The sequence below is a fragment of the Microbacterium sp. genome (assembly GCF_052099035.1).
Lineage (GTDB): Bacteria > Actinomycetota > Actinomycetes > Actinomycetales > Microbacteriaceae > Microbacterium.
The window spans coordinates 1-23836 of sequence record NZ_JBQDSX010000023.1 but is presented as its reverse complement, the minus strand read 5'-3'; the positions used below and the strand labels follow the sequence as shown (position 1 = coordinate 23836).

Here is a 23836-nt window from a genome sequence, read left to right as displayed (position 1 = left end):
GCCACGTAGAATCGCAGTATGTCGCATGACGTCGAACAAGCCAAGCGTGCTCTGCGCGCCGAGCTGCGCGAACGCCGGCATCTGCTCTCCGATCAGCAGCGTCACGCCGCGGCATCCGGCATCACCGAGCAGCTCGATGCGCTCCTCGCCGACTCTGAAGCCCGATCGATCTCGTGCTTCCTCTCGACGACGACCGAACCCGATACCCGTGCGTTCATCACCGCGGCAGTGAAGCGCGGCATCCGCGTTCTGCTCCCGATCACGCGCGCCGATAGCCTGCTCGACTGGGCGGTCGCCGACGATACGGATGCTGTCGCAGAAGGACTTTTCGGACTCCACGAACCGACCGGTGAAGCCCTCGGGCCGATCGCTGTCAATGACGTCGATCTCATGATCATCCCCGCCGCGGCCGTCGATGCCGAAGGCACTCGCCTGGGCTGGGGACGCGGCTACTTCGACAAGACCATCGGGTCGATGAAGAACTGCCCACCCGTCTACGCGGTGACCTACGACTCCGAAGTCCTCGACTCCCTTCCCCGCGAGCTGCATGACCAACCGGTCACCGGCGTCGTGACGCCCACTCGCACCCTTCGCCTGTCGCCCGCGCGACACTGACCGACAGAGAACACCACATGCCTACGTACGCCTATGCCTGCACATCGTGCGGCCATGCTTTCGATGCCGTCCAGTCTTTTTCTGACGACGCTCTCACCGTGTGCCCGGAGTGCGGCGGCGCGCTGCGCAAGCAGTACGGCTCGATCGGGGTGACCTTCAACGGGTCCGGTTTCTATCGCACGGACTCCCGGAGTGGCGGTGGCAAAAAGACGGAATCCTCGGCATCATCGAAGACGGACAAGTCGACGAGCGCCAGCCCGGCTCCCGCGACGACTCCGGCCTCGAACTGAGGCACGACCAGGATCGGGGGGTCCCATGTTCAAGGGATTCAAAGAGTTCATCGCCCAGGGCAATGTCATCGATCTGGCGGTTGCGGTCGTCATCGGCGGTGCGTTCACCGCAATCGTGAATGCCGTCGTTTCGAGCATCATCAATCCGATCGTCGCGCTGTTCTTCGAAGCGGATGCTGCCGGCAACTTCGGCCCCACGCTGACCAACATCTACGGCAACCCGGTGACGTTCCCGCTCGGTGATCTGATCTCGGCGATCATCAGCTTCATCGCCGTTGCCCTCGTGGTGTACTTCGTGTTCGTCATGCCGATGAACAAGTACAAGGAGCGCCAGGCAGCGAAGAACCCCGCGGTAGAAGAGGAGACTCTTCCCAACGAGCAGGAGCTGCTCATCGAGATCCGCGACCTGCTGCGCAAGAACTCCGAGGTCTGACCTCGAGCGTCTGACGCGCACCGAAAGGGCAGTTCGGCACGGTTGGCGCCTCGCGCACCGTGCTGGACTGCCCTTTCGGCGTGTCCGGGCGTCAGTAGTGCGGCGGGATGTCCCGGAAGAGCTGCTCATCGTTCGTGCCGCGCGCGCCCCGCGGCACCGGATGCTCCGGCTTCGCCGGCACATCGGGCGACGGGTCTGTCCCGGGCACCGGAGTCAGCCGCGCACGCCTGCTCCCGGCGACTCTCACGATGCGCTGGGGCTCGTTGGCCGCGGCATCCTGTCTCGCGGCATCCGCACCCGACTCATCCGCCGCACCGTTCTGCGAATCAGACATCGCCCGGCAGGTCGATCGGCTGCGTGTCGGTGTCGGCGCGCACCGCGTCGGCGGCGATCCCGAGAACGGCGGCGATGCGGGATGCCGCGGTCACCGGATCGCTGTACAGATCAAAGGCGTGCACGCGGACGTAGTGCCAGCCCAGGCGCCGGAGCACGTGCGGGCGCAGTCGCAGCGACTCACGCAGCGATTCTCCCAGGGTCTCCGGGTCGGACTCGATGACGACCGCCTTGCCGTCGTGCTGCGCGACCAGCGGCAGCAGCCCACGGTAGTCGACATCGACCGAGGCTCCGAGACGGCGAAGTTCGCGGGCAAGCGCCAGCGTCAACGGGTCGGCGAGATCTTCCAGTCGCGACTCGCGCCCGCGACCGGCAAGGCCACCGAGGATCGACATGAGCGTGGATGCGCCGTGCTCCAGCCGTCCGCCGTCGGACGACGACGGTCGGATCGAGGAGACCAGCACCATCGACCGCCGCGCACGGGTCATACCCACCGTCAGCAGTCGTTCACCATCGGGCGTGGACAGATCACCGAAGTCGCTGAGCACCCGGCCGTGCTTGGTGAGCCCGTACCCCAGGGAGAAGATCACGCGATCCCGGCTCTCGGCCACGGACTCCTCGAGGGTGAGCACGGCGAACGGCTCCGCGGTGTATCGGCCGACGAAGTCGGCGACGTCCGATCGTCCGGCGAACGCCGTCGTCACCGCGGCGCGCACGCGCTCGGCATGGCGGGCACTGGCCGTGATGACCATGAGCGATTCCGACGGCCGGTGCACGGCATGCTCGACGACCAGCGTGACCACGCGGGCGACTTCGGCATCCGGACTCTCGACGGCGCCCGAGACCGGGTCGGGGGCTCCGACGCCGCCCTCGACGTAGTCGACGGTGAGGCTTCCCCGACCGAGGTAGGACCCTGCCCACGGCAGCGACACGATCTCGCCGCCGTAGAAGGAATCGTTGATGAGCTCGGCAAGATCTTCGCCGCCGGCTCGGTAGCTGCGCGTGAGTGTCATGACCGGCAGCAGCTCGGCGAGGCGCTCGAACACGGAGGTCTCATCGAACGGCGCCTCCGATTCCCAGTCATCGCCGGGATCGACCGCCATGTCGAACGGTGTCGGACGCTGAGTCACCGAATCACCGAAGGCAACGACCTGGCGTGCGCGGCGAATAGCCGGGGTGGCCTCGGCGAGGTTGATCGCAGCGGCATCCGCCAGCAGCACGGTGTCGAACTCCACCGAGTCGGGAATCTCCGGCACCAGATACGGTGATGCGATCCAGGCCGGCGCAAGGACATTCATCAGCGTCGGCGCTGCGGAGACGATCTCGGCCGTGGTCGGTGTGCCGTGAGTGAGTGCGCGACGCAGATTCTGCGACTCGGTCGGTTCATCAACGATTCCGATGCGCCACTGGTTGGCCAACTGCCAGGCGAGCAGCGGGCCTGCCATGGATGCATGCGCCTCATCGACGAGACGGAAGTCCCGCTCCAGACGATCGACCACTGCGGTGTTGGCGCCGAGCAGTGCTCGATCGTCCTGAAGCGCGCGCTCGAGCAGCGACTGCCACCAGGCGAACTCGAGCTCGTCGGCAACCTCATCATCGGAGACGTGACGGACGGACAGCTCGGCCAGCAGGGGCTCCAGACCCAGCGTCGCCAGCTTGTCGCGGATCGTGGCGCGCTCGACGAGGTTGTCGAACACGTCTGACTGCGCGGCGAGCCCGGCGAGAGTGCGCACGAGTCGCTCCACCTGGAGCGTCGCCAGCGGCTCTTTGCGGCCGAGAGCTGCGTCCAGTTCGGAGAGCTCAGCGGTCACGCGCTGCCATGACGAGTACACATCGCCGAGACCGAGGGGAACTTCCGGGGCGACCCCGGCGTCGACGAAACGCTGCCATTGCGTGCGCTGCTGCTGGATGCGCAGCAGCGCCGCGTGCATCTCGGTGACGTGCACGCCGGGGCGCACATACTCCTTGGCGAGCCTGCGGAGCCGGCGGCGGTTCGCGCTCGACATCGCAGGAGCATCACGGCGTGATCCGTGCGCCTGGATGAGCTCGCCCAGCGGTCGCTCGAAAACGGTGGGGCTGAAGCGGTCCAGCGAATCGCGGATTCCCTCGAGCAGGCGCAGGTACTCGCCGAGCTCGTCGATCGTGGCGAAGGGACGCATCCGCGTCTGGGAGATCAGTGCGTAGCCGCGCTCGAGGAGGTCCGGGACACTCGTGGCGTGCAGCCGACCGGCGAGTTCGTGCGCGGAGCGAGCATCCTGGGTGCTGCCGAAGTTCACTCCGTACCAGGGCGAGTCATCCGGCCCGAAACGGAACTCCCCCAGTCGCGCGGCCTGTACGAGAGCGGCTGCGGCATCCGCACGCCCTCCGGCCAGGCTGCGCAGCGTGTCGACATTCAGCCGCGCGGTGGTCGACGGCGGCGTCGGAAGGGATGCAAGACGGGTGAGGTGTCTCGTCGCATCCAGAATCGTCGCATCCAGTCCGTCGATCGGAGTCGACAGCGCCTTGCGGTAATCGAGCAGCACGTTGCGCAGGCGCACCAGCGCGTCATCGACATCGCCCGCCTTCGGCGCGCTCGCCTTCTCATTGCGCCCGATGGCGCGAACAAGATCACGACGGATGCTGCCAGGTGAGACCGCCAGGCTGTCGAGGCCGATTCCGCTGAGACGGTGCCTGACGCCATCCAGTGTCGAGCGTCTGGCCGAGACCACGAGGACGCGCTTGCCGGCGCGCACGAGTTCTCCCAGCGCGTTGATCACCGTCTGCGTGCCGCCGGTGCCCGGCAGAGTCGCCACGACCAGTGAGTGTCCGGCAGAAATACGCGCGAGCACGGACTCCTGCTCAGCATCCGCGTCCAGCAGAAGCGTGTCCGATGCGGGGGCGCGCTCATCCGGGCTGGTGACGTGGGGTTCCGGACGAGCCGCGGTCACCCGCTCCCGGTCGTCCACATGGCCGGCGAGGGCATTGAGCAGCTGGTGGTTGAGCGCATGGCTGTCGCGCGCCATCGTCGCACCGACATCGGCGAACGTCGAGACGACCAGACGCGGAAGCACCGTGAACGTGTCGATCGACTGGGTAGCGGCGCGCAACCGGTCGATCACGGGCTGCGGCTTGAAGATGCCGCCGTCATACGCGAGGGATGCCAGTGCTTCGGCGTCGATCGAGATGCCGAAGTGCTCACGGGCCACCCGCACGAGCTCGGGGTTCACGATGAACGCGCCCTGCAGCTTCAGTTCGTAATCCGTGTGGTGCCGGCGGATCGCCAGCGGACGCAGCAGCACGGGCGCTGCGAAATCGGCACCGCCGATACGCCAACCGGCGATGCCGACGGCGAGGTGGACAGCATCGATTCCGCGTACTGTTCGCAGCTCGGTGTTCTTCGCCGTGATGCGCTCAGCCGCGAGGCGTGCAGTGCGCAGTCCGACTTCGTCCCGGAACAGGTTGGACAGCAGCGTCGACTTGCCCGTGATGAACTGCGGGAGGCTCCCGGGGTGAGCCTTGGAGATGTCGATACCGCCCTCGACCGTGTCGCGGTAGGTGATCAGCGGCGAGCGCCCGCCGAGTTCGGCGACCTCAGCGCGGATCCGTGTGCGTTCAGCGTCGGCGATGTGCGCCACCACGACATCTGTCGGGCTGCGCTGCTGCTCGCTGATCTCCATCGCGGCCGCCGCGGCCGCGGCGCTCGCGGCTTTGTCTTCACGTCGCCACACATACGACAGACTAGGCTCCACAACGGCGCGCACCCTGTATCCTGGGCGGGTTTCACCGGATTGGGCCACTTTTCCTCCACACCCGACCATGATCAGCGGCTTCTCCCCCACTCGTGCCATCTCGGCGGATACGCCTGTGCACGAAGGGTCAAGATGGGCTCATGACTTTCCGCTACGACTTCGCTCCCACACCCTTCGGGGATGCACTGGTGGTCTTCTCCGACGAGGGCATCGTTCGATTCGATCTGTCCGAAGCCGCCGACCCATCAGTTCCCTGGCTCCTCGAGGATGTCTCCAGCCGACTCCGTGACGTCCCCGTGCCGGATCCCGGCGCCGCCGACGAGCTCGCTCACCTGCTCGCCGACTACTTCGCAGGGTCTCGGGTGCGCTTCGATGAAGAGGTGCGGCTGGACTGGCGGCTGATCGACGGTTTCCATCGCACCGCTCTGCAGGAGATCACGAAGATCGAATGGGGCCAGACCGCCAGCTACGGCGAAGTCGCCGTACTCGCCGGCAGCCCGGGCGCTGCGCGTGCTGTCGGCACCGCCTGCCGTCTGACACCCTTCTCGATCATCGTGCCCGTGCACCGCGTGGTGCGCTCAGACGGAACGCCCGGACAATACGGCGCGCATCCCGAATACAAGCGATACCTGCTCGATCTCGAACAGAACCAGACGACGTGACCCCCGGCGAGTGGGCCGCCGGGGGTCACGTGCTCGTCGCCGATCGATCAGTGCTCGACTGGCTTCTCGGCACCGAAGCCGGTCAGTGAGCGCACCTCCATCTCGGCTGCGAGCTCGCGCGACTCGGTCGCCCGGCTGGTGATCGTACCGAGCCATCCGAGGATGAACCCGAGCGGGATCGACACGATTCCCGGGTTGTTCAACGGCCAGATCGCGATATCGATCGAGGGGATCATCGCCGTCTCCGATCCGGAGAATACCGGCGAGAGAACGATGAGGATGATCGCCGATGCCAGCCCGCCGTACATGCTCCACACCGCTCCGCGCGTGTTGAACCGTCGCCAGAACAGCGAGTACAGGATCGTCGGCAGATTCGCGGATGCCGCAACAGCGAACGCGAGTGCCACGAGGAAGGCGATGTTCTGCCCCTGGGCACCGATGCCACCGACGATGGCGAGGATGCCGATGACGACCACAGTGCGACGAGCCACCTTCACTTCGGCGTTCGGGTCAGCGTCGACGGGCGAGCCATCGGCCTTCTTCCGTCCCTTCTGGATCACGTTCGCGTAGATGTCGTGGGCGAACGACGCTGCCGCCGTGATCGTCAGACCGGCCACCACCGCGAGGATCGTCGCGAACGCGACAGCCGAGATGAGGCCGAGCAGCACCGGTCCGCCGAGGTACTGGGCGAGCAGTGGTGCGGCGGAGTTCACGCCACCGGGCGCCGCCTTGATGGCCTCTGGTCCGACGAGTGCGCCGGCGCCATAGCCGAGCACGAGAGTCAGCAGGTAGAAGCCGCCGATGAGCCAGATCGCCCAGACGACCGACCGACGTGCTTCTTTTGCGGTCGGAACCGTGTAGAAACGCATCAGCACGTGGGGAAGGCCCGCGGTGCCGAGCACGAGGGCCAGTCCGAGTGAGACGAAGTCCAGTGGGTTCGCGCCGTATTGGAGCCCGGGAGCGAGGATCGCGCCGCCCGCAGGCGATGCGTCAACGGCAGCTTCGAGCAGCGTGTTCAGGTTGAATCCGTTGATCGCCAGAACCCAGATCGTCATCACGACGGCTCCGGCGATGAGCAGGAACGCCTTCACGATCTGCACCCAGGTCGTGCCCTTCATCCCCCCGACCAGCACGTAGATGATCATGAGGATGCCGACGACGGCGATGACGATCGACTGACCGATCCGACCGTCGATACCCATCAGCAGCGACACGAGGCCGCCTGCTCCCGCCATCTGAGCGAGAAGGTAGAAGAAGCAGACAGCAAGAGTGGTGATCGCCGCAGCCAACCGCACCGGGCGCTGCTTGAGGCGGAACGAGAGCACATCGGCCATCGTGAACTTGCCGGTGTTGCGCATCAACTCGGCGACCAGCAGAAGCGCCACGAGCCACGCGACCAGGAATCCGATGGAGTAGAGGAAGCCGTCGTAGCCGTTGACCGCGATGGCTCCGCAGATACCGAGGAAGGATGCCGCTGAGAGGTAATCCCCCGCGATCGCGAATCCGTTCTGCGGGCCGGTGAATGAACGACCGGCGGCGTAATAGTCGGCCGCTGTCTTATTGTTGCGGCTGGCACGAATGACGATGAAGAGCGTCACCGCCACGAAGGCCGCGAATATCGAGATGTTGAGGACGGGATTGTTCTCTGCCGCGGCCGGGGCCGCCATAGGAATCAGATGCATTACCGGACCTCGACCTTCTCGAGTTCTTCACGGATCTCTTGGGCTTTCGGGTCGAGCTTTCGGTTCGCAAACGACACATAGGCCATCGTGATCGCGAATGTCGTGACGAATTGTCCGAGCCCGAGTAGGAGCCCGACGGTAATGTCACCCCAGACCCGTTGCGCCATGAATTCGTGCGCATATGCGCCGAGAAGGACGTACACGAAGTACCAGATCAGGAAGAGCGCGGCGAGTGGAAAGATGAATGAGCGCTGCGTGCGCTTCAACGTTTGGAATCTCGGCGACTCTTCTACAGCGATGTAGTCGATTGCGCCCGGGGATTCTTCGGGCTTTCGGTCAGTCATGGGGCCTCCTTGCCACATGTTGAGCATCGCGCGACCGTGGTCTCGCGAGTGGTAGGGTCAACGCTACGAAAAGGTGGCGCCCCGCCGTCACCCCCGAAAGTCAGTACCCGAAGGGGGCCTTACGTTCGCGTTTGATCCGAACGACGATCTCGTTGCACAAGCGGTGCGCGAGCTAGCTCGACGCACCCGATTCCCTGTCGCATTCGGCGGCCTCTTCGAAGACGGCGCCGTCTCGGTGAGCAGCATCACCGGCACGCGCACCCACAGCCTCGACGGACTCCAGGTTCGCCCGGAGCGCGGGCTCGGCGGCCGGGCGATGATGGAGCAGCGCCCCCGGATGACCAGCGACTATGGCGCATCCCAACAGATCACACACGACTACGACGGCTTCGTCCTCGGCGAGGGATTGCGCACGCTCCTGGCTGTTCCGATCGTCGTCAATGGACGTTCCCGTGGCGTGCTCTACGCCGGAGCGTGGAAGGAATCACCCGTCGGCGGCGTGACGACAGCTCCTGCGATGTCGGTGGCGGAGGCCGTGGCATCCGAATTGCGCATCCACGATGAGGTCGAGCGACGGATGCACGCGATGTCACCGTCCACCCGAGCACTGACCCCATCCGCCCGCGAAGAGCTGCGGGAGAGCTTCGCGGAACTGCGCAGCATCTCGGCGGAGGTCACCGATGCGCAACTGCGCGCACGGCTCGGACAGCTCGAGCAGCGACTTATCGCCTTTTCCGATGACACGCCATCGGGTGCGAAGGGAACGAACACGCGTCCGATTTCCGTCGTGAAACTCTCACCCCGTGAAACCGATGTTCTTGCGTGCGCCGCGCTCGGAAGCACAAATGCCGAGATCGCTTCGCACTTGGGTCTGCGAGAAGGAACGGTAAAGGCCTATCTCGGGACCGCTATGTCAAAGCTGGATGCTTCCACGAGGCATGCTGCCGTCGCCCGGGCACGCCGCGCGGGAATTCTCCCCTGAGTTGTTCTGATTATCAGCTGAAATATATTCCCCGAGCGTATGATTATGGAATGGCCCGACGTATTGTGCACCAGTTGGTTGACGACATCAATGGAACTGTCCTCGGAATCGGTGAGGGAGAGACAATTCATTTCTCTCTCAACAACACCGCCTACGAGATCGATCTGACAACAGAGAATGCAGACGCATTCCGCGCGGCTCTCGAGCCGTACATCGCTGGCGCTCGGCGTGCTGGCGTGACGCAGTCCCGCAGCGGTGCTCCCCGCAAGCGCTCCGCCGCATCTCCCGAGACGGCGGCGATTCGCGAATGGGCACGCGAAAACGGACACAAGGTCTCCGAGCGGGGCCGTATTCCGGCATCCGTGGTCGAGGCCTACCGCGCCGCGCACTGACCATCATTCGTCTACTGGGATCGCCCACGGCTCATCGCCGAGGGCGATCTCATTTTTCATGTCCGTGAGAAACCGAGTGACGGTCTCGCGCTCCGCGGGTGTCAGTCGCGCCGCAGCGATGAATCGACGAGCGTGTTGTCGCCCCACAGTGTCGATCGCCGATTTCCGAGTCGATGGCGTGATGGCGATCGCGAGCGCGCGACGGTCAGAGGGGTGCGGCGAGCGGGTGATGTGATCGCCGCGCTCCAGACGATCCAGCAGTTTCGTGGTGGATGCCGTCGAGATATCGAGGTGCGATGCGATCGCCCCCGGCGTGGCGATCGAACCGCTGTTCTCGCACACGATTAGGAAGTGCAGTGCTCGCATATCCGTGTGATTAAGTTTCATGTAGCGCAATGACGCCTCGGAGAGCTTCTGCTCGGCATCCCGTAATCCTCCGAGCGCGCGCATGAGTGCATTGATCTCCTGCATCTCAGAGGAAGAAACAGCGCTCCGGTCGACGAGCTCGCCCGTAGGGTCGTTGACGTCCAGCTCGTAGATCCCCGTTCCGGGCGCGAACGGCCGCGGCGGCTTACCACCTCGGGGAGCGTCGGGCATGTTCATGATGTTACCTCAAGCAATATTTCATGCTATGTTTTCAACTAGCCAGGCTAGGGAAATGGGTGAGATGATCAAAGTAACCGACTCCGCCCCACGCGTTCGGGTCCGACGCCATTCGTGGGTACGCGTGTTCGTGCCCGCTGTACTCATCATCGCGTGGCTAGTGGGAGCAGGGCTCGGCGGCCCGCTGTTCGGCAAGGTGAGCGAGGTCTCATCCAATGACCAGACCAGCTACCTGCCATCATCGGCGGATGCGACCGAGGTTCAGCAGTTGCTGGGCGAGTTCAACGATTCGGATGCGATCCCCTCGATCGTGGTCTTCGTCGGCGACGGCGAGCTGGATGAGGATCAGCTTGCCGCCATCGACGCGGCGATAGAGGCGACGCCCGACATCGAGGGCATTGCCGACGAGGTCTCCCCCGCCATCCCCTCCGAAGACGGCAGGGCTGTCCAGGCCTTTATCCCGGTCTCCAGCGACGCAGACCTCGGCGACACCGTTTCGGCCCTGGAAGAGGCGCTGCAAGACGCCGCCCCGCCCGGCGTGAGCGTGTATGTGACCGGGCCCGCCGGGTTCTCGGCTGACCTGGTCGCGGGGTTCTCCGGCATCGACGGTCTACTTCTGGGTGTCGCGCTCGTCGCGGTTTTCATCATCCTGCTGCTCGTCTACCGCTCCGCACTGCTGCCGATCGTGGTCCTCTCCACAAGCCTGTTCGCACTCTGCGTCGCGCTTCTGGTCGTGTGGTGGATGGCCAAGTGGGAGATCCTGCTGCTGAGCGGTCAGACGCAGGGCATCCTCTTCATTCTCGTGATCGGCGCGGCCACCGACTACTCTCTGCTCTTCGTCTCCCGATTCCGAGATGAGCTGCGCACGACGAAGGACAAGGGCGCTGCGGTTATGGCCGCATGGAAGGGATCCGTCGAACCGATCGCCGCTTCCGGTGGAACGGTGATCGCTGGGCTCCTGTGCCTCCTGCTGAGCGATCTGAAGTCCAACAGCACGCTCGGGCCGGTCGCCTCTATCGGCATCGTCTTCGCGATGCTGTCGGCCCTGACCCTGCTGCCCGCACTCCTGTTCGTCTTCGGTCGTGCCGCGTTCTGGCCACGGCGACCGAAGTTCGAGCCGGAGACTGTCGACTCGAAGAACGGGTTCCGCGCGACGGGGCTCTGGGCCCGGCTCGCCGGTGCCATCAAGCGGCGTCCGCGCCTGATCTGGATCGTCACGACCCTGGTCCTGCTCGCTGGAGCCGCCGGGTTCACACAACTCGACGCCTCAGGTGTGCCCCAGTCCGAACTCGTCCTCGGCTCCTCGCAGGCCCGCGAGGGACAGACCGCACTCGGTGAGCACTTCCCGGGCGGCTCCGGCAGCCCGGTGTACGTCGTCGTGGCCGAAGACTCGTTGCAGGATGCCGCGGATGTACTGCTCGCAAGCGACGGGGTTGACTCGGTCGCCGTCACGGCGACGGATTCTCCGAGTGGCACCGCAAGCGTCACGGCGGACGGTATCACCGCGATGGGACGCCCGGGAACGCCGGCGCCCGAGCCCACTGTCGTCGACGGTGACGTGATGTTGCAGGGAACGTTGACCGATGCAGCGGATTCCGATGCGGCAGCAGCCACGGTGCGCGATCTGCGGGTCTCACTCGACGACATCGACGCGCGGGTCGGCGGAGTGACAGCGACCGCGGTCGACACGAACGATGCGTCGATCCACGACCGCAATCTGATCATCCCGATCATTCTCGCCGTGATCCTGGTCATTCTGATGCTGCTGCTGCGCGCCGTGCTGGCGCCCATTCTGCTGATCCTGACCACAGTGCTGTCGTTCGGCACAGCAATGGGCGTCTCGGCACTCGTGTTCAACGGAATTTTCGACTTCCCCGGTGCGGATCCTGCCGTCCCGCTGTACGGCTTCGTGTTCCTCGTTGCGCTCGGCATCGACTACAACATCTTCCTGATGACACGAGTGCGCGAAGAGACGATCACGCACGGTACGCGCGAGGGCATACTCCGGGGCTTGTCGGTCACCGGCGGCGTGATCACCTCGGCCGGACTCGTGCTGGCTGCGACCTTCGCGGCGCTGTCCGTCATCCCGATCCTGTTCCTCGTGCAGCTGGCGTTCATCGTCGCCTTCGGCGTGCTGTTGGATACGTTCGTCGTTCGCTCCCTGCTGGTTCCGGCCCTGTCGTATGACATCGGCCGTGCGATCTGGTGGCCATCGAAGCTGTGGCGCGACAAGCGATAGCCGATTGCGCACCGGGCTGATCTGGGCACGCAGGTTGATCTGCGTACCCAGGCTGGTCTCAGACGAACGCGGGGATCATCGAAACGATGAAACCGATGATCCCGATCCCGGTGAAGATCGCACCGAGCGTGAAGGTGAGTCGACGCAGTACGGGCGGGTGAAGCCGGGCATGCTGCGGATCTCGCACACGCACATACCCCTGATGCCAGTCGTCGAACCCCCGCTCTCGCGCTGTGAGCCGACGCTCGTGGAAGTCTCCCCCGGCGAACCAGCGCGCGATCATCGCACCATCGCGTTCCACAACTGCCACATCCACGCGCTCCCAGCGGCCTTCGGCGAGCGCGACCATCGCGGAGAGGATGAGGAGCGGAATGCCGATTCCCAGTCCGACCCAGGACAGCACCTCGCCGACGGTGGCGAGGACATCGAGCGGGGTCACGTGTTTATCGTAGAGGTAGCATGACGGACACCCGACGAGAGGAACAGATCATGAGCGAATCAGATCAGCCCACGAGTCAAGACCCGAACGAACCGCAGCCGCCGGCGACTGATCAGATGCCCGATACCGAGCAGATGCAGGAACCCAGCACGGAGAAAGAACCGGCGGAGGAGCCCCAGGCACCCCAGCGCGACGAGCCCGAGCCGAGCCATGAGGCAGTCGGCATCGGTATCGTCGGTCGGCCGCAGGTCGAGCCGGAAGTGGTCGAGCAGGCGGAGGATGCCGCCGACGAAGCATCCGGCGAGTGACCAGCGGGCACCGCATCCGGAAAGCGGCCGCAGCCCGCAGAATCGGCGTGCCGATCGCCGGGCTCCTGGTCGCGCTCTGGATCGTCTTCGGGCGGTTCCTGTTCGGCCGGGGTGGGGAGCTCACGCTCGTCTATCTGCTGATCGGCGTACTCGTCGTCATCCTCAATGCGTTCATCGGCCGGGCCCTCGCGCGCGCAGCCACGCGCGGGTTCTCCGTCCGCGCATCCACCTGGGCCACCCTCATCGCGTCCTGGGGATGCGGCCTGCTACTCGGTGCCACGATCCCCGACATCACGCCGGACGGTCTGCAGACGATCCTCAGCGGCACCGAGCAGCCGTGGCTCGATGTTGCGATCGGTGTCGCCAACCCGGCCGGCATCATCATGACCGCACTCGCCATCACCGCGCTCGCGCTGGCGAACCAGGATGCGCATGGTCCGCGCCCTCACGAGGATGATCTGCTCTGACGCGAGTAGCTACGGCTACGCATCAGCGCCCCGACAGCCGGCGAATCTCCGATGCATACGAATCCAGGGCATCGAAGATGCCGCGATGCTGCCACACGCGGCCACGGCTCTTCCCCGTGGTCTCAGTAAGCACCTCGCGCTCGGTGAGCGAATCGAGCGCTCGAAGCGCGGTCATCTCCCCGAGACCCAGCGCGCTCTTGAGGTATTTGACGTTCACCGCTGGCTGGCCCACAAGGTGGGGCAGGATCTTCCACGCCGCGGCATCTGCCCGGACGCCCACCATCTTCGCGCGGGACTCCTCGAGCTGCTCGACGAGAGCATCGACGAGCTGCGTGCCCGTCGTCGCCGCGATCCTGCTCGCGCCTGCGAAGTCGCGGATGATCGGGCCGGCATCACCGTCACGGAACGAGCCGAGGGCAGCGAAGTAACGGGGTACATCGACGAGAAGGCCGGCGCTCAGCTACGGATGCTGCGTCTCCATGCCAACGCGGCGGTCATCGCGAGGCGTCGGTCAGATGGTGCCCCTGGAGGGACTCGAACTCTTTCGAGAGCTCTGACAACTACCGACACTGAATTGCCTGTCGGTGCGTGAAATCAAGGGGATCAGGGGTGTCTAAGCCGTCCTATCGACATCCAGATTCACCACTCCGCATCGTCGGTAGCACACGGTTTAGCACACGGTGATTCATCGCGATGCGCTGACGGCGGCGGGGCTTTCACCTCTGACGGTTCCCACCCTTGTCTCTAACCGCGTACCAGCGTCGAGCGATACTCTCGAATCTCGATACCTCCTCCACCGGCCGGCCGAGTTCCTGTGCGAGCTTGAACGCTCGCCACCAAACCCGCCCATACTGACCGGCCTCAGACGCTGAAGCTTTCCCGTCGGCGGGAGGCAAGACGTCGAACCCCTCGGGCGGCTTGCGCTTGCGCGTCGCAATAGGGAGCCCGGCCGCTTTCCGTGCCATATCCAGCCATGTGGTCTTGCTCGCCAGCACCGCATCGTGAGCCGCTTGAACCTCGGCGGCGGACGCCAGGCGCGCTACAGACTTGAGGGTCATGCCTCGGGGCGGGGCTGCGCCAACGTCTACGATGACGGCGGATGCGGACCTCCCATCTCCACCTGGCACGAAAACGCGCATACCAACTTCGGGAGCCGTGCTCAGTGACCAGGCATAGGCGTACGCACCGCCCAAGCCGTCCGGAGCCGGAGAAGCAAGATCCCGGAACGCAACGGACACGACCTTGGGGCGACTCTTGAACCACGCGAACATGAGCACACTCTAGATGCTCCGCTCGGCGCGAACGCAGAAAGGCGGGGCCAGCAGTCCGAAGACCACCAGCCCCGCCGATGTTGTGTGGAAAAAAGAAAAGAATCAGATGTCGTCCGGGTTGAACGGCCCATCCGGGACGATGGACTGATCGCGTGCCCAATCGCATTCATCCTCCTGCTCAGGGTGAGCAAGCTCGTAAGCGGTCATCTTCGCATCCCAAGCGAGCCATGCCGCGGTTTGGGTGTGCGCATCGCCTGCCGGTGGGGTGAATGGTGCGAGAGTGCCGGCCTGACGCTCCCGAACTCTCCTGCGCATCAGGACACCGCCCGGATGCCCACCCGCTGCTGAGTGCGTCCGATCACTTGATCGTCATCAAGGGGGATGCGCAGCGAGGCCATCGTCTTAGCGAACGTCAACGCCTGCTGCCGAAACTCCACCGCGGCCGGGTGCGCCTTCGATCCCTGCGGGGACTGAATCACCACATCTTCCACATCGAGGACAGCCTGCAGGCGGTCGAGCAAATCCACCGTTCTGCACGCCTGTAACAACAGCGACTCCTCATGCTCAGCGAGCTCAAACTCGCCCAGAACACGGCTCCACAGACGTCTACCACCCGTCTTTAGCCCTCTAGGGGCTCTTGGAACGGTCATCTTGATACCTACTTTCTCGGCCCAAACCCGCGGAAACACGGGGACAACGGATATTCGAACATATGTTTTAGGGCGACCTGTTCAGGTCCGGAGAGAGAGAACGTCAAGCACCGGAGGTCTTGGTCGGCGCGTCGTGGGGGGCACTCCCCCTGGTGTTCGAAGTATTGTTCGAATGTCGCCCATGTCGTGCCGCCTCTCTCGTCGTGTTCGGTGTGGGCCTGCACTGTGAGATGCAGACCCACACATTGGTCAGCGTGTGGCGAGGCTTGGTGCTGACTTGAACTGGTCACGGAAGGCGGCGTCTGCTTCGGATGCCCGGGCCTGGTCGATGTGCTGGAGTCCGTCTCGTCGTGCGTTGGCTTCCTCTGTCGTGGCGAGGGTGACGATGTGCCCAGCGCTGAGGGCTTCCCATGGGTCACTGATCGGGCGATGTCCGCCGATGTCTGACCAGCTTCCGCTGTACTCGATGTACAGCTGTGGAAGTGTTGCTGCGCCTACTGCTACTCGTGTGGTGCCGAGCGCCTGTCGAATGTCACGGAGGATGGTGAGTGCTTCTCGTGCCTTCACCGCACTCTTGGCGATGTCCACACTCACGCGGGCGAGGTCGATGTCTCCGATCTCAGCGATACCCCATTCGGTGAGGCGCGCGTGCTCGGTGGCCAGTGTTTCGCCGGCCTGGTCATACACGGGTTTGAATGCCGCCGTGATCGCATCCAGGTTCTGCCGGATCACGTCTGCGAGCTCGTGCCGTGCCACGTCTGCGATGTTGTGGTTGTTGCCGATGGTCTGCGCGACAACTGCGGCGATCACATCAGGGTCGTGGTGTGGCTGCTGATTCATGCGGAGGGCATCGAGTACGGCACCGGCAACACTGAGGTCGGATGCCTGGTAGTTCTCGACATCTTCGATGAGTTGCGCGGCGGTGTTGATCTGCGCCTGCAGATCCTTGGTGATCTTGACGCCGTGCTTGGTGGCCGTGTTCGTGATGGCGGATGCGCTGCTGCGGATGCTACGGATGTTGCTCATTGGGTTCTCCTTAGTCGTTGTCGTTGTTGGCGAAAATGCCGCGGGTGAATTCCCGCAGGGTGTCGTCTGCGTCGGGCTCGGGTGTGAGTTCCACGCGGGCCGTCTCGGTTGCGGCGAAGATCTGGCGCGCGAAGGCTTTCAGGTCGTCGGTGTTTCCATCGGTCATGGTGTTACTCCAGGTCGTCGGTGTTGCCGAACATTTCGCGGGTGAATCCGCGCATGTCTTCGTCTTCGTCATGGCCGCGCTGCACTGTCTGCCCTTCACGCCGGGCGATGTTGCCCTGTGAGAGATCCTGCGGCGGGTTGAGCCGTTCGGCCTGCATGGTGAGGGTGTCCTCATCGATGCCGGTCATGAGCAGGTCGCGGTCTTCATCGCTGACACCGTGCGCCGTGGCGATGGTGTCTCGTAGTTCGGTCATTTGATTTCCTTTCGGTAGATGCGTATGCGTAGGCGGCTGCTTGATCCGTGTATGGCGATCGCCCAGCCGCCCTCGAGTGCGAGGCGTGCGAGGTCGAGTGCACCGCGGGTGTTCAAATGTGACGGGCGGACTTCCCACTTGTTCGGTTCGGGATGCGTCCACTCGGTTGTTGCGGCCGTCGCCCATACGCCTGGTGAGATACCGAGGCGTTCGAATGTGTCGGCTGGGGTTTCGTTCTCGATTAGCGGGTTACTCATGCGCTCTTCTCCGTATCTACGGCCTCAGCCGTGTTGTGCGATGTTTGGGTCCAGTCGTGCGCTGGCAGTCGATGCCCTGACGCTTCAAGCTGCGAGTAATACCGGTGGAGTTCGCGGGCGAAGGCAACGGGGTCATCCCATGCCGATGACATAGCGGACATGTTGAGGGGCTTGGGTGCGCTCATGTCTTGACCGCCCGAACCGCATAAGCGGCGCTTGTAGCTGTGAACTGCTCGGCTATCGACGTAGGATCTTGGAATCTCTTCCATTCGGTGACTTCACAGATGACTTCTGCGAAGCCTGTTTCGATGCGACCGTCCAGTGTTTGCCGCTCGTGCGTGATCGTTGCGTAGACGTGGTTGATCGCAGAGGCGCGCATGATGCACGTCCCCGGTGTGTCGATCAGCAACAGGTGCTGCTGCGCCCACTCGAGACTGTTCCACCAGGACCACTTGGGCTGCGCGTGTCGTGGTTGCACGCGGTAGAGCGGTGGTTGAGGCGGTTGCGCCAGTGGGCTCACGTGCCAGGCGTTAGTGCGTCCGTCGTTGTATTGGAACAACCGAGCCTTGATAGGGCCGGTTTTGTTGAACGCGGTTCGCCACCACTCGGCTCCCTGCCTGTCGAGTGGCGACAGACCAGCGGTGGATGGCTTTATCCATTCGATAAGGAGATTGCGTGCGTCCTCTTCCCAGTCGCCAACGGTCATCGCGTCTTCTCCATCGCTCGGAGCATCGGGCAGGTGTCATCGTGCTCGATCGCGTACACGTACACGTTCGGCTCGATCTGCAGTAGCCGGGTGTCGGCGTTGCAGTCGGGGCAGGCGTTCATGCGTTCACCTCCGCTGCGGCGTCGGCTCGATGGTTGGCGTGAGCGGTGTCGTTCACGTCGCAGTAGCCGGGGTTGAGTATCCCGACCGGGGCGAGGCAGACGGGGCAGAGCATGTTCGCTCGCTCGACGATCGCGGCCCGGCTATCGAGGTAGGACACTGGCGCGACCTCCTTATCGGTAGGCTCGCGTGGCGTCGAAGGTGTCACGAAGGTGTCGAAGGTGTCGTCTTTCCCAGAGGTGACACCTTGGACACCTTCGGTGACACCTTCGTGAGTGATTGCCCACACCCAGCCCGCGCCGAAGCCTGACTTCTGAGATTCGATCCGGGGATCACGGCACCGCCTGCGAGCATTCTTCAGGTCAGTGTCGCTGAACCCTGCTGCTCGGCCAGCTTTCAGCACGTCGCCTGCAGCTGCTTCGAAGCTGTCACGGCCACGGAGGTAGTCGAGCAAGAATGCCTGAGCTGCGTTGCGGTCATCGGCAGTCCCGTCACCTTCAGCCGGCGTCCGGTTGATGATGTCGCTCACGGTGAGGTCCGTCTCGCCGAGGTACTGCACCGAGCCGACTGAGGTCGTCTCTCCATCGGCGGTTACGACGTCGGCGGACACCAGGTTGAACGCGAACGATGCACCGCGCTCTTGTGAGTAGTTCGACTTGTCGATCGTGACGATGCGCTGCTCGGTCTCGTCGTCCGTGGCGAACAGCAGCAGGGATCGCACCACGTCTCGGAATCCGTGCGATCCCGAGAGCTTGTCGGATGCGTTGCCGGTGCCCTTGTTGAAGTGCATGATCCCGATCACGGCGATGTCGAGTTCTTGCGCGAGAGAGGCGAGCGGGTCGAGTGCTCGACGCACGTCAGCGACCTTGTGCAGATCCCCGCCGATCGTCGAGGTGATCGGGTCGATGATCAGCAGCCGCGCGCCGGTCGTCTCGATCGCCTCACGGATCAACGCGATGTCGAGCGGCAACGCCGGGATCGTCTCGGCAGTCACTTCGTCGACCGTCGTCTCGACGGAGAGGCGGAACACGTTGTCGAGGTTCGCGCCCGCGCCGACGAGACGCGGATTCATCACCGTTCCCCAGTCGTCTTCGTGGGAGATGATGAGCACGTTGGTGCCGGCGCCGTGCAGGTCGCCCTCAAGCTCTCCCCTGATCGCGAGCGCGGACAGGTACAGGGCGAAGGTGGATTTGCCCTCACCGCCGCGGCCAGCGAAGACTGTCGCGGTCCCCATCGGCACCTTGCCCTCCCAGAACCATCGCTGGCGACGGATCGGGATTTGCGATGCGGTGGTGAGCTGCAGGCGCCGGGCCTGATCTGGAGGTTGAGGGACGGCGGGAACGGTTGGTGCGGTCATGCGTTTACTCCGATCGTGCGGGAGGCCGAGACGATGGTGCGCTCGATCTCTGCTTCGTGTAGTCCGGTTGCGACCGCTGCAGCACGCAGCTGGTCAAGCACCGGGAGGTTGTCTTCGTAGGCTCGGCACGCGGCCCAGAACAGGCACTTGTTCCGGTCGCCGGGTGCTGCGGTAGCGACGTGGCGGATCAGCCCTACCCCGTCTCCAGCAGGTGCAGGATTCACGTACTGTCGCCGTTGCGCTGGACGAAGCACGGCACGAGCCTGTTGTGGGAGCGCGGCGGGTGCAGCGGTCACGTCGTGCCACCTGTACGGCTCCCCCGTTGCCGGGTGCAAGCTCGGCGGCATGATCATGTAGCCAGACCGCTTGAGGTCGATCCCGGCCGGCAGAGCCGTGCTGGAGAGCGTGCCGTGAGGCCGAAGGAAGTACAGGTGCCCTCCCCCGTCGCCGCGGCCACTACGTGCACTGAGCGTCGCCGGCAGGACGCCGAGCACCTGCTCCAGCGCGGTCAGAGATCCCCCGTTGCGCGGGTCGATATCGAACACGAGCAGCGAGTCGGGAACGCTGGCACCGATCATCGCCAGCGGCCAGCGGTCCCACCATCTCCGTATCTGCTCCGGTTCACGAGACGCATCGTGATGCCCATGCATAGTCAGGGGCGCTTTCCCGTCTGGGCCTTCCCACTGGCAGGGGAACACGCTCCATCCAGCGGCGGCGAGCTCCAGCGCTGCGCGCATCATGGCGCTCATGCGGCACCGCCCTGGAACGTGCCGATGAAGTCCAGCATCTGCTGTCGCTCATCCGCCTCACGGTCGAGCACGTCCTCGAACGCGGACTTGTCCGTGAACTGATCAAATGCGTCTCGGTAGAGCTGGTCGAGCACGAGAGGCTCCAGTGCGTCGATCTCAACCTGCACGAGACGCCCATGCCGCTCAGCGAACGCAGCAGAGCGAGTGTCCGTCGTCTTCCCCGGATTCTCTGGCAGGTTGTACTCCTCCACCTGATCGGCGGTGAGTGCCACCTGTACCCATTCGACCCAGCTGCCGGTGCCGTCCTGGAAGTGGCGGGGGATGTCCTGCCCGGTCGCATCGAAGTCGCCACCGTAGATGCCGATCGCGGGCCTTCCGTCGCGGACGATCTCACGACGCACATCATCGAGCAGTGTCTGTGACGCATACCCACCGAGCCCGATGATGCGGACCCCGTACTTCTCGAAGGATGCACGCATCGCAGATGTCATGCCGCGCTTCTCAGCCAGCATCCACACCTGGAACGGCTGCCCGATGCTGCGGTCGAGCCGGTAGTACTTCGCAGCGGCAGTCAGCGTCGCGGAAGGCGACACGTCGGCGTAGGCGCGATGGATCTCGCGACCGTTGTCGACGAACGCCGGGAACGATCCAGCACGACGCTCAGCAGCAGTGTTCTCAGAGAGCTTGCGGTAGTTCGTCTCGGTGTTCTCCAGCAGCTGGCGCGAGACGAGCGAGTAGAACGTCTGCCTTAACGTCACCGGCAACACGGACTTGTCCACGAACTCGTGCGCCGCGATCATCGCTGGCAGCCACTTGCCACGGTATGCGCGAGAGAAGCCGCCCGTCACTGGTCCATCTCCCGAAGACGCTCATCCACATCGGCAGGTCGACGGAGAGTGCGCCTGTTGTGCTCGCGCTGAGCGATCAGCAGCGGCTCGATCGCACCCAGAAACTCGGACGGCTTGAAGCCGAGGATGCGTGAGCATCTGACGAGATCCCCGATGGTGGGGCCTTCCTCACGGTCGATCGCGCCTGCGGCGTCATTGATCGCGTCAGCGAGGTTGCGCGCTTCGTGCGGAAGCAGGATCACGTCACCGCCGGGAAAGTCCACGACGATGCACTCCTGCTCGACGTCGTAATCGAGGCGACCGGTGTCGACGGTGATCCCACCGCCTGCGATCTGAGTATCGATCGTCTGGGCTGCGCTGGAGCTGGCGTCGGCGGGTCCGCTCCACTGGCGCTCGACGGCGGCGGGGGTATCTGAGATGATGGACATAGCTAGTTCTCCTTCGTGATGGTTGGTGTTCTGGTCTTCGCCCTCAGCAGCGGTGGCAGCCGCGATGCTGGGGGCTTTCTTCTTGCCGGTCATACTGCAGCGGCGTCGAATAGTGCGAGGAACTTCTCGCGCGGGATGAGCACGCGCCGGCCAATCGTGAGGCTGGGAATGTTCCCCTGCCGGATACCTTCAGTAACGGTGCGCGGGTCGATACCAAGGGCATCGGCAGCTTCTTGGCGGGTGATGGCGGCGGACTTGCTCGCCCTCAGGTCTTCGAGCGACATCTTGAATCTCCTCGTCATGGGTTTGCGGGTGGGGTGGCACACTTTGGTGCCGAATGTGCGGTCGTTCAGCTACTGGCTGTCACTTGTTTGCGTCATTTCCGCTACGAGTTGACGAACACCGCACGCAGTGCCCGTTCTCGCGCGCCCCTTCTCGGCTTGACCTTCGGGGCGACTCAACCGCTGTCTAGTTTTCAGTCACTTTCGAGAATCGGTATCCCGACATACCTAGTAGAGCAGGTTTCGAAGCTGGATGCAACCGGGTGTCTATTTCCGCTACTCTGGGCGTATGGATGCACCTAACTACTCCACGGTCGATGCCAACTTTGGTGAGCGTTTCTTGACGGCTCGCAAGCTGAAGGGTCTTAGTCAAGAGGCGGTCGTCACCGGCCTGATCAGCCGCGGACTGACGATGCACGTGACCGCGATTGGAAAGATTGAGCGCGGTGAACGGAGAGTCACCGTAGGTGAGGCGAGCGCGCTGGCGAGCGTTCTCGGGTACACGCTCGATGGCCTAATAGGCGGTGGAGCCGACCTGATGATGGCGTACGTGCTGTCTGATCGAGCGCGCGACGTATATGGGCGTGCGTGGCATGACTATCTGAACGCACTCATCGATGTCGCGGTCGCTGCGGACGAACAGAACCACCCGTTGCGCGAGGCGGATCGCGATTGGCTCACAGGCTCGATGCCGGATCAGACCCCCGCCAAGCTTCTCGCGGATGCGTTGATTGCCTTCGACGCAAGACTCTCGCGCGATGGCATCACCAGCTCCAAACACGTTGCAGTGTTGCGTGAAGCGATCCAACGCGACACTGACGCAATAGAAGGTCTTCTCGTCGAGGAGTCGAAGAGCGATGGCTGAGAAGCGCTCAAGGCGTCGCGGCCGTGGCGCCCTCTATCAATACAAGACTAAAGCGGGCGACCGCTGGCGATGGCAGCTCTATGAGCCCGTTGATCCCTCTGCTCCAGATGGTGAGATGAAGCGCACGAGCCGCGGCGGTTATACGACAGCCGATGAAGCCGACGAAGGCCTCAGGGACGCGCTCGCTCGATTGAAGCAACGCCTTGCGGCAGCGACACCGAAGGGCCTTACGCTCGACAGCTTCGCTGCGGAATGGCTCGATGGCCTTGATGTCGCCCCGTCGACCGAAGCCGGATATCGGCGTCAGTACCGGCTCTATGTCTCCCCGCAAATCGGCACAGTGCTGATCGATAGCATCACCACGACGCGACTGCGGAAGCTGTACAGGGAGCTACGCAAGAGTGGCGGCAAGGACGGCGCGCCACTCTCAGCGAATACGGTGCGCAAGGTCCACGTGCTCATCGGTGCCATCCTGGACAGTGCGATGGATGACGGGCTAATCGCATCGAATCCCGCTCGACGCACGAAGCTCGCGAAACCGCCAACCGGGCGCCAGGTGCGCGAAGGTGCGCCTGAGATGGCGACCTGGAACGCTGAGCAGATCAATGCGTTCATGGCGTGGGATCGGGACACGTACCGCGACGAGCACTTCACATTCTGGCTCGTGCTCGCACGCACAGGGATGCGGCGCAGTGAGGGACTGGCGCTGCGCTGGTCAGACGTTGATATGAAGCGCCGGCGCATCTCTGTGCGCCGTGCAGCCGACACGATCAACATAGGTGCAACGAAGGCGACGAAGAGCGGCAAGGCTCGGGTGATCGACGTAGACGATGAGATCATCTCGGCTCTGAAGGCATGGAAGGCGCTGCGTGGCTCCCTTTCTCTGGATCTCGCACGGTCGGACTCGACGATCTTTGGGAACGATGAAGGCGGAGTCATCAATCCGAACCGAGCCACAATGCGGTGGTCGGTGAGAGTCGCGGCCGCGCGTAAGACGCTCGGAGAGGATGCCCTGCCCGCTATCCCGCTGCACGGGCTTCGCCACTCCCACGCCACGATGCTTCTGCAAGCGGGAGTGCATCCTCGCGTGGTGCAAGAGCGGCTAGGACACGCCGATATCTCGATCACGCTCGGCGTGTACTCTCACGTCACCGAGACCATGCAGCGTGATGCCGTCGACCGGCTAGCGCAGATCTTCTCAGGTACCGCTTAGCACAGGACTTGGCACACGACGGCAGATCAGGGGTAGCAGATTCAACAGAAATACCTGATCAGCACTCAAAACCCGCTGGTGCCCCTGGAGGGACTCGAACCCCCAACCGTTTGCTTAGGACGCAACTGC

The 23836-nt window shown here is 64.0% G+C and carries 30 protein-coding genes; 11 read left to right on the top strand and 19 right to left on the bottom strand.

Annotated features, from left to right (window positions below):
- The first annotated feature begins 18 nt into the window (after positions 1 to 18).
- Genes ACTIAO_RS09190 through mscL form a run of 3 tightly spaced genes read left to right on the top strand, consistent with a single transcriptional unit; the run spans position 19 to position 1338 of the window.
- Positions 19 to 615 (top strand): 5-formyltetrahydrofolate cyclo-ligase, encoded by a 597-nt coding sequence (locus ACTIAO_RS09190; protein WP_441905993.1) that lies wholly within the window; start codon positions 19 to 21, stop codon positions 613 to 615.
- Between the two features lie 17 nt (positions 616 to 632).
- On the top strand, positions 633 to 905 hold the full coding sequence (locus ACTIAO_RS09185; protein ID WP_441905992.1) for an FmdB family zinc ribbon protein: 273 nt from the start codon (positions 633 to 635) through the stop codon (positions 903 to 905).
- 25 nt (positions 906 to 930) lie between these two features.
- On the top strand, positions 931 to 1338 hold the full coding sequence (gene mscL, locus ACTIAO_RS09180) for a large conductance mechanosensitive channel protein MscL (RefSeq protein WP_441905991.1): 408 nt from the start codon (positions 931 to 933) through the stop codon (positions 1336 to 1338).
- Positions 1339 to 1429: 91 nt separating this feature from the next.
- On the opposite strand, the gene ACTIAO_RS09175 is transcribed toward mscL, so the two are convergent.
- Positions 1430 to 1672, bottom strand: coding sequence for a hypothetical protein (locus ACTIAO_RS09175; protein WP_441905990.1), 243 nt, complete (start codon positions 1670 to 1672; stop codon positions 1430 to 1432).
- On the bottom strand, positions 1665 to 5327 hold the full coding sequence (locus ACTIAO_RS09170) for an AAA family ATPase (protein WP_441906013.1): 3663 nt from the start codon (positions 5325 to 5327) through the stop codon (positions 1665 to 1667). Before ACTIAO_RS09170 ends, ACTIAO_RS09175 begins: the two co-directional genes overlap by 8 nt.
- 212 nt (positions 5328 to 5539) lie before the next feature.
- Here ACTIAO_RS09170 and ACTIAO_RS09165 point away from each other — a divergent pair, with 212 nt between their 5' ends.
- Entirely contained in the window at positions 5540 to 6061 is a 522-nt protein-coding gene (locus ACTIAO_RS09165) for a methylated-DNA--[protein]-cysteine S-methyltransferase (RefSeq protein WP_441905989.1), read from the top strand.
- Between the two features lie 47 nt (positions 6062 to 6108).
- Here ACTIAO_RS09165 and ACTIAO_RS09160 read toward each other — a convergent pair whose 3' ends face one another.
- Together ACTIAO_RS09160 and ACTIAO_RS09155 are read right to left on the bottom strand one after the other, a co-directional pair.
- A complete protein-coding gene (locus ACTIAO_RS09160; RefSeq protein ID WP_441905988.1) occupies positions 6109 to 7743 on the bottom strand; it encodes a solute symporter family protein in 1635 nt (544 codons plus the stop codon).
- The gene (locus ACTIAO_RS09155) at positions 7743 to 8087 is read right to left on the bottom strand and encodes a DUF485 domain-containing protein (protein WP_441905987.1); all 345 of its coding nucleotides are present in this window, start codon (positions 8085 to 8087) and stop codon (positions 7743 to 7745) included. The genes ACTIAO_RS09160 and ACTIAO_RS09155 overlap by 1 nt, the downstream gene beginning before the upstream one ends.
- Positions 8088 to 8160: 73 nt before the next feature.
- Here ACTIAO_RS09155 and ACTIAO_RS09150 point away from each other — a divergent pair, with 73 nt between their 5' ends.
- A complete protein-coding gene (locus tag ACTIAO_RS09150) occupies positions 8161 to 9069 on the top strand; it encodes a LuxR C-terminal-related transcriptional regulator (RefSeq protein ID WP_441905986.1) in 909 nt (302 codons plus the stop codon).
- A gap of 50 nt (positions 9070 to 9119) precedes the next feature.
- Entirely contained in the window at positions 9120 to 9461 is a 342-nt protein-coding gene (locus tag ACTIAO_RS09145) for a histone-like nucleoid-structuring protein Lsr2 (RefSeq protein ID WP_441905985.1), read from the top strand.
- 3 nt (positions 9462 to 9464) lie between these two features.
- Here the strand turns inward: ACTIAO_RS09145 and ACTIAO_RS09140 are convergent, their stop codons facing one another.
- Positions 9465 to 10058 (bottom strand): MarR family winged helix-turn-helix transcriptional regulator, encoded by a 594-nt coding sequence (locus tag ACTIAO_RS09140; protein WP_441905984.1) that lies wholly within the window; start codon positions 10056 to 10058, stop codon positions 9465 to 9467.
- Between the two features lie 70 nt (positions 10059 to 10128).
- Here ACTIAO_RS09140 and ACTIAO_RS09135 point away from each other — a divergent pair, with 70 nt between their 5' ends.
- On the top strand, positions 10129 to 12303 hold the full coding sequence (locus ACTIAO_RS09135) for an MMPL family transporter (RefSeq protein WP_441906012.1): 2175 nt from the start codon (positions 10129 to 10131) through the stop codon (positions 12301 to 12303).
- A 58-nt stretch (positions 12304 to 12361) separates the two neighbouring features.
- Here ACTIAO_RS09135 and ACTIAO_RS09130 read toward each other — a convergent pair whose 3' ends face one another.
- Positions 12362 to 12742, bottom strand: coding sequence for a hypothetical protein (locus tag ACTIAO_RS09130; protein ID WP_441905982.1), 381 nt, complete (start codon positions 12740 to 12742; stop codon positions 12362 to 12364).
- 50 nt (positions 12743 to 12792) lie between these two features.
- Here ACTIAO_RS09130 and ACTIAO_RS09125 point away from each other — a divergent pair, with 50 nt between their 5' ends.
- Together ACTIAO_RS09125 and ACTIAO_RS09120 are read left to right on the top strand one after the other, a co-directional pair.
- Positions 12793 to 13050, top strand: coding sequence for a hypothetical protein (locus tag ACTIAO_RS09125; protein ID WP_441905981.1), 258 nt, complete (start codon positions 12793 to 12795; stop codon positions 13048 to 13050).
- Positions 13047 to 13517, top strand: coding sequence for a hypothetical protein (locus tag ACTIAO_RS09120; protein WP_441905980.1), 471 nt, complete (start codon positions 13047 to 13049; stop codon positions 13515 to 13517). The genes ACTIAO_RS09125 and ACTIAO_RS09120 overlap by 4 nt, the downstream gene beginning before the upstream one ends.
- A gap of 22 nt (positions 13518 to 13539) precedes the next feature.
- Here the strand turns inward: ACTIAO_RS09120 and ACTIAO_RS09115 are convergent, their stop codons facing one another.
- From ACTIAO_RS09115 to ACTIAO_RS09055, 13 genes are all read right to left on the bottom strand, one after another.
- On the bottom strand, positions 13540 to 13800 hold the full coding sequence (locus ACTIAO_RS09115; RefSeq protein WP_441905979.1) for a hypothetical protein: 261 nt from the start codon (positions 13798 to 13800) through the stop codon (positions 13540 to 13542).
- A 1302-nt stretch (positions 13801 to 15102) separates the two neighbouring features.
- Positions 15103 to 15315 carry a hypothetical protein gene (locus ACTIAO_RS09110; protein ID WP_441905978.1) on the bottom strand — a complete coding sequence of 71 codons (213 nt, stop codon included), beginning with the start codon at positions 15313 to 15315 and terminating at the stop codon, positions 15103 to 15105.
- A 372-nt stretch (positions 15316 to 15687) separates the two neighbouring features.
- Positions 15688 to 16464: a hypothetical protein gene (locus tag ACTIAO_RS09105; RefSeq protein ID WP_441905977.1), complete on the bottom strand. Its 777-nt coding sequence runs from the start codon at positions 16462 to 16464 to the stop codon at positions 15688 to 15690.
- Between the two features lie 10 nt (positions 16465 to 16474).
- Positions 16475 to 16630 carry a hypothetical protein gene (locus ACTIAO_RS09100; RefSeq protein WP_441905976.1) on the bottom strand — a complete coding sequence of 52 codons (156 nt, stop codon included), beginning with the start codon at positions 16628 to 16630 and terminating at the stop codon, positions 16475 to 16477.
- A 4-nt stretch (positions 16631 to 16634) separates the two neighbouring features.
- A complete protein-coding gene (locus ACTIAO_RS09095; protein ID WP_441905975.1) occupies positions 16635 to 16883 on the bottom strand; it encodes a hypothetical protein in 249 nt (82 codons plus the stop codon).
- The gene (locus ACTIAO_RS09090) at positions 16880 to 17140 is read right to left on the bottom strand and encodes a hypothetical protein (protein WP_441905974.1); all 261 of its coding nucleotides are present in this window, start codon (positions 17138 to 17140) and stop codon (positions 16880 to 16882) included. Before ACTIAO_RS09090 ends, ACTIAO_RS09095 begins: the two co-directional genes overlap by 4 nt.
- Positions 17141 to 17321: 181 nt before the next feature.
- Positions 17322 to 17846, bottom strand: coding sequence for a hypothetical protein (locus tag ACTIAO_RS09085; RefSeq protein WP_441905973.1), 525 nt, complete (start codon positions 17844 to 17846; stop codon positions 17322 to 17324).
- Complete coding sequence (locus tag ACTIAO_RS09080) at positions 17843 to 17968, bottom strand: hypothetical protein (RefSeq protein WP_441905971.1); 126 nt, start codon at positions 17966 to 17968, stop codon at positions 17843 to 17845. Before ACTIAO_RS09080 ends, ACTIAO_RS09085 begins: the two co-directional genes overlap by 4 nt.
- Positions 17965 to 19323 carry an AAA family ATPase gene (locus ACTIAO_RS09075; protein WP_441905970.1) on the bottom strand — a complete coding sequence of 453 codons (1359 nt, stop codon included), beginning with the start codon at positions 19321 to 19323 and terminating at the stop codon, positions 17965 to 17967. Before ACTIAO_RS09075 ends, ACTIAO_RS09080 begins: the two co-directional genes overlap by 4 nt.
- Positions 19320 to 20072, bottom strand: coding sequence for a bifunctional DNA primase/polymerase (locus ACTIAO_RS09070; RefSeq protein ID WP_441905969.1), 753 nt, complete (start codon positions 20070 to 20072; stop codon positions 19320 to 19322). Before ACTIAO_RS09070 ends, ACTIAO_RS09075 begins: the two co-directional genes overlap by 4 nt.
- Positions 20069 to 20920: a hypothetical protein gene (locus ACTIAO_RS09065; protein WP_441905968.1), complete on the bottom strand. Its 852-nt coding sequence runs from the start codon at positions 20918 to 20920 to the stop codon at positions 20069 to 20071. The genes ACTIAO_RS09070 and ACTIAO_RS09065 overlap by 4 nt, the downstream gene beginning before the upstream one ends.
- Positions 20917 to 21441: a hypothetical protein gene (locus ACTIAO_RS09060; RefSeq protein ID WP_441905967.1), complete on the bottom strand. Its 525-nt coding sequence runs from the start codon at positions 21439 to 21441 to the stop codon at positions 20917 to 20919. The genes ACTIAO_RS09065 and ACTIAO_RS09060 overlap by 4 nt, the downstream gene beginning before the upstream one ends.
- A complete protein-coding gene (locus ACTIAO_RS09055) occupies positions 21438 to 21632 on the bottom strand; it encodes a helix-turn-helix domain-containing protein (RefSeq protein WP_441905966.1) in 195 nt (64 codons plus the stop codon). Before ACTIAO_RS09055 ends, ACTIAO_RS09060 begins: the two co-directional genes overlap by 4 nt.
- Positions 21633 to 21882: 250 nt before the next feature.
- On the opposite strand from ACTIAO_RS09055, the gene ACTIAO_RS09050 reads away from it, so the two are divergent.
- A complete protein-coding gene (locus ACTIAO_RS09050) occupies positions 21883 to 22494 on the top strand; it encodes a helix-turn-helix domain-containing protein (RefSeq protein WP_441905965.1) in 612 nt (203 codons plus the stop codon).
- A gap of 115 nt (positions 22495 to 22609) precedes the next feature.
- Positions 22610 to 23707 carry a tyrosine-type recombinase/integrase gene (locus ACTIAO_RS09045; RefSeq protein WP_441905963.1) on the top strand — a complete coding sequence of 366 codons (1098 nt, stop codon included), beginning with the start codon at positions 22610 to 22612 and terminating at the stop codon, positions 23705 to 23707.
- Positions 23708 to 23836 lie beyond the last annotated feature (129 nt).

Coding starts and splice junctions, on each gene's coding strand:
- ACTIAO_RS09190 (WP_441905993.1), top strand. CDS start 19: ATGTCGCATGACGTCGAACAAGCCAAGCGTGCTCTGCGCGCCGAGCTG.
- ACTIAO_RS09185 (WP_441905992.1), top strand. CDS start 633: ATGCCTACGTACGCCTATGCCTGCACATCGTGCGGCCATGCTTTCGAT.
- mscL (WP_441905991.1), top strand. CDS start 931: ATGTTCAAGGGATTCAAAGAGTTCATCGCCCAGGGCAATGTCATCGAT.
- ACTIAO_RS09175 (WP_441905990.1), bottom strand. CDS start 1,672: ATGTCTGATTCGCAGAACGGTGCGGCGGATGAGTCGGGTGCGGATGCC.
- ACTIAO_RS09170 (WP_441906013.1), bottom strand. CDS start 5,327: ATGGAGATCAGCGAGCAGCAGCGCAGCCCGACAGATGTCGTGGTGGCG.
- ACTIAO_RS09165 (WP_441905989.1), top strand. CDS start 5,540: ATGACTTTCCGCTACGACTTCGCTCCCACACCCTTCGGGGATGCACTG.
- ACTIAO_RS09160 (WP_441905988.1), bottom strand. CDS start 7,743: ATGCATCTGATTCCTATGGCGGCCCCGGCCGCGGCAGAGAACAATCCC.
- ACTIAO_RS09155 (WP_441905987.1), bottom strand. CDS start 8,087: ATGACTGACCGAAAGCCCGAAGAATCCCCGGGCGCAATCGACTACATC.
- ACTIAO_RS09145 (WP_441905985.1), top strand. CDS start 9,120: ATGGCCCGACGTATTGTGCACCAGTTGGTTGACGACATCAATGGAACT.
- ACTIAO_RS09140 (WP_441905984.1), bottom strand. CDS start 10,058: ATGCCCGACGCTCCCCGAGGTGGTAAGCCGCCGCGGCCGTTCGCGCCC.
- ACTIAO_RS09135 (WP_441906012.1), top strand. CDS start 10,129: ATGATCAAAGTAACCGACTCCGCCCCACGCGTTCGGGTCCGACGCCAT.
- ACTIAO_RS09125 (WP_441905981.1), top strand. CDS start 12,793: ATGAGCGAATCAGATCAGCCCACGAGTCAAGACCCGAACGAACCGCAG.
- ACTIAO_RS09115 (WP_441905979.1), bottom strand. CDS start 13,800: ATGGTGGGCGTCCGGGCAGATGCCGCGGCGTGGAAGATCCTGCCCCAC.
- ACTIAO_RS09105 (WP_441905977.1), bottom strand. CDS start 16,464: ATGAGCAACATCCGTAGCATCCGCAGCAGCGCATCCGCCATCACGAAC.
- ACTIAO_RS09100 (WP_441905976.1), bottom strand. CDS start 16,630: ATGACCGATGGAAACACCGACGACCTGAAAGCCTTCGCGCGCCAGATC.
- ACTIAO_RS09095 (WP_441905975.1), bottom strand. CDS start 16,883: ATGACCGAACTACGAGACACCATCGCCACGGCGCACGGTGTCAGCGAT.
- ACTIAO_RS09090 (WP_441905974.1), bottom strand. CDS start 17,140: ATGAGTAACCCGCTAATCGAGAACGAAACCCCAGCCGACACATTCGAA.
- ACTIAO_RS09085 (WP_441905973.1), bottom strand. CDS start 17,846: ATGACCGTTGGCGACTGGGAAGAGGACGCACGCAATCTCCTTATCGAA.
- ACTIAO_RS09080 (WP_441905971.1), bottom strand. CDS start 17,968: ATGAACGCCTGCCCCGACTGCAACGCCGACACCCGGCTACTGCAGATC.
- ACTIAO_RS09075 (WP_441905970.1), bottom strand. CDS start 19,323: ATGACCGCACCAACCGTTCCCGCCGTCCCTCAACCTCCAGATCAGGCC.
- ACTIAO_RS09070 (WP_441905969.1), bottom strand. CDS start 20,072: ATGAGCGCCATGATGCGCGCAGCGCTGGAGCTCGCCGCCGCTGGATGG.
- ACTIAO_RS09060 (WP_441905967.1), bottom strand. CDS start 21,441: ATGACCGGCAAGAAGAAAGCCCCCAGCATCGCGGCTGCCACCGCTGCT.
- ACTIAO_RS09055 (WP_441905966.1), bottom strand. CDS start 21,632: ATGTCGCTCGAAGACCTGAGGGCGAGCAAGTCCGCCGCCATCACCCGC.
- ACTIAO_RS09050 (WP_441905965.1), top strand. CDS start 21,883: ATGCAACCGGGTGTCTATTTCCGCTACTCTGGGCGTATGGATGCACCT.
- ACTIAO_RS09045 (WP_441905963.1), top strand. CDS start 22,610: ATGAAGCGCACGAGCCGCGGCGGTTATACGACAGCCGATGAAGCCGAC.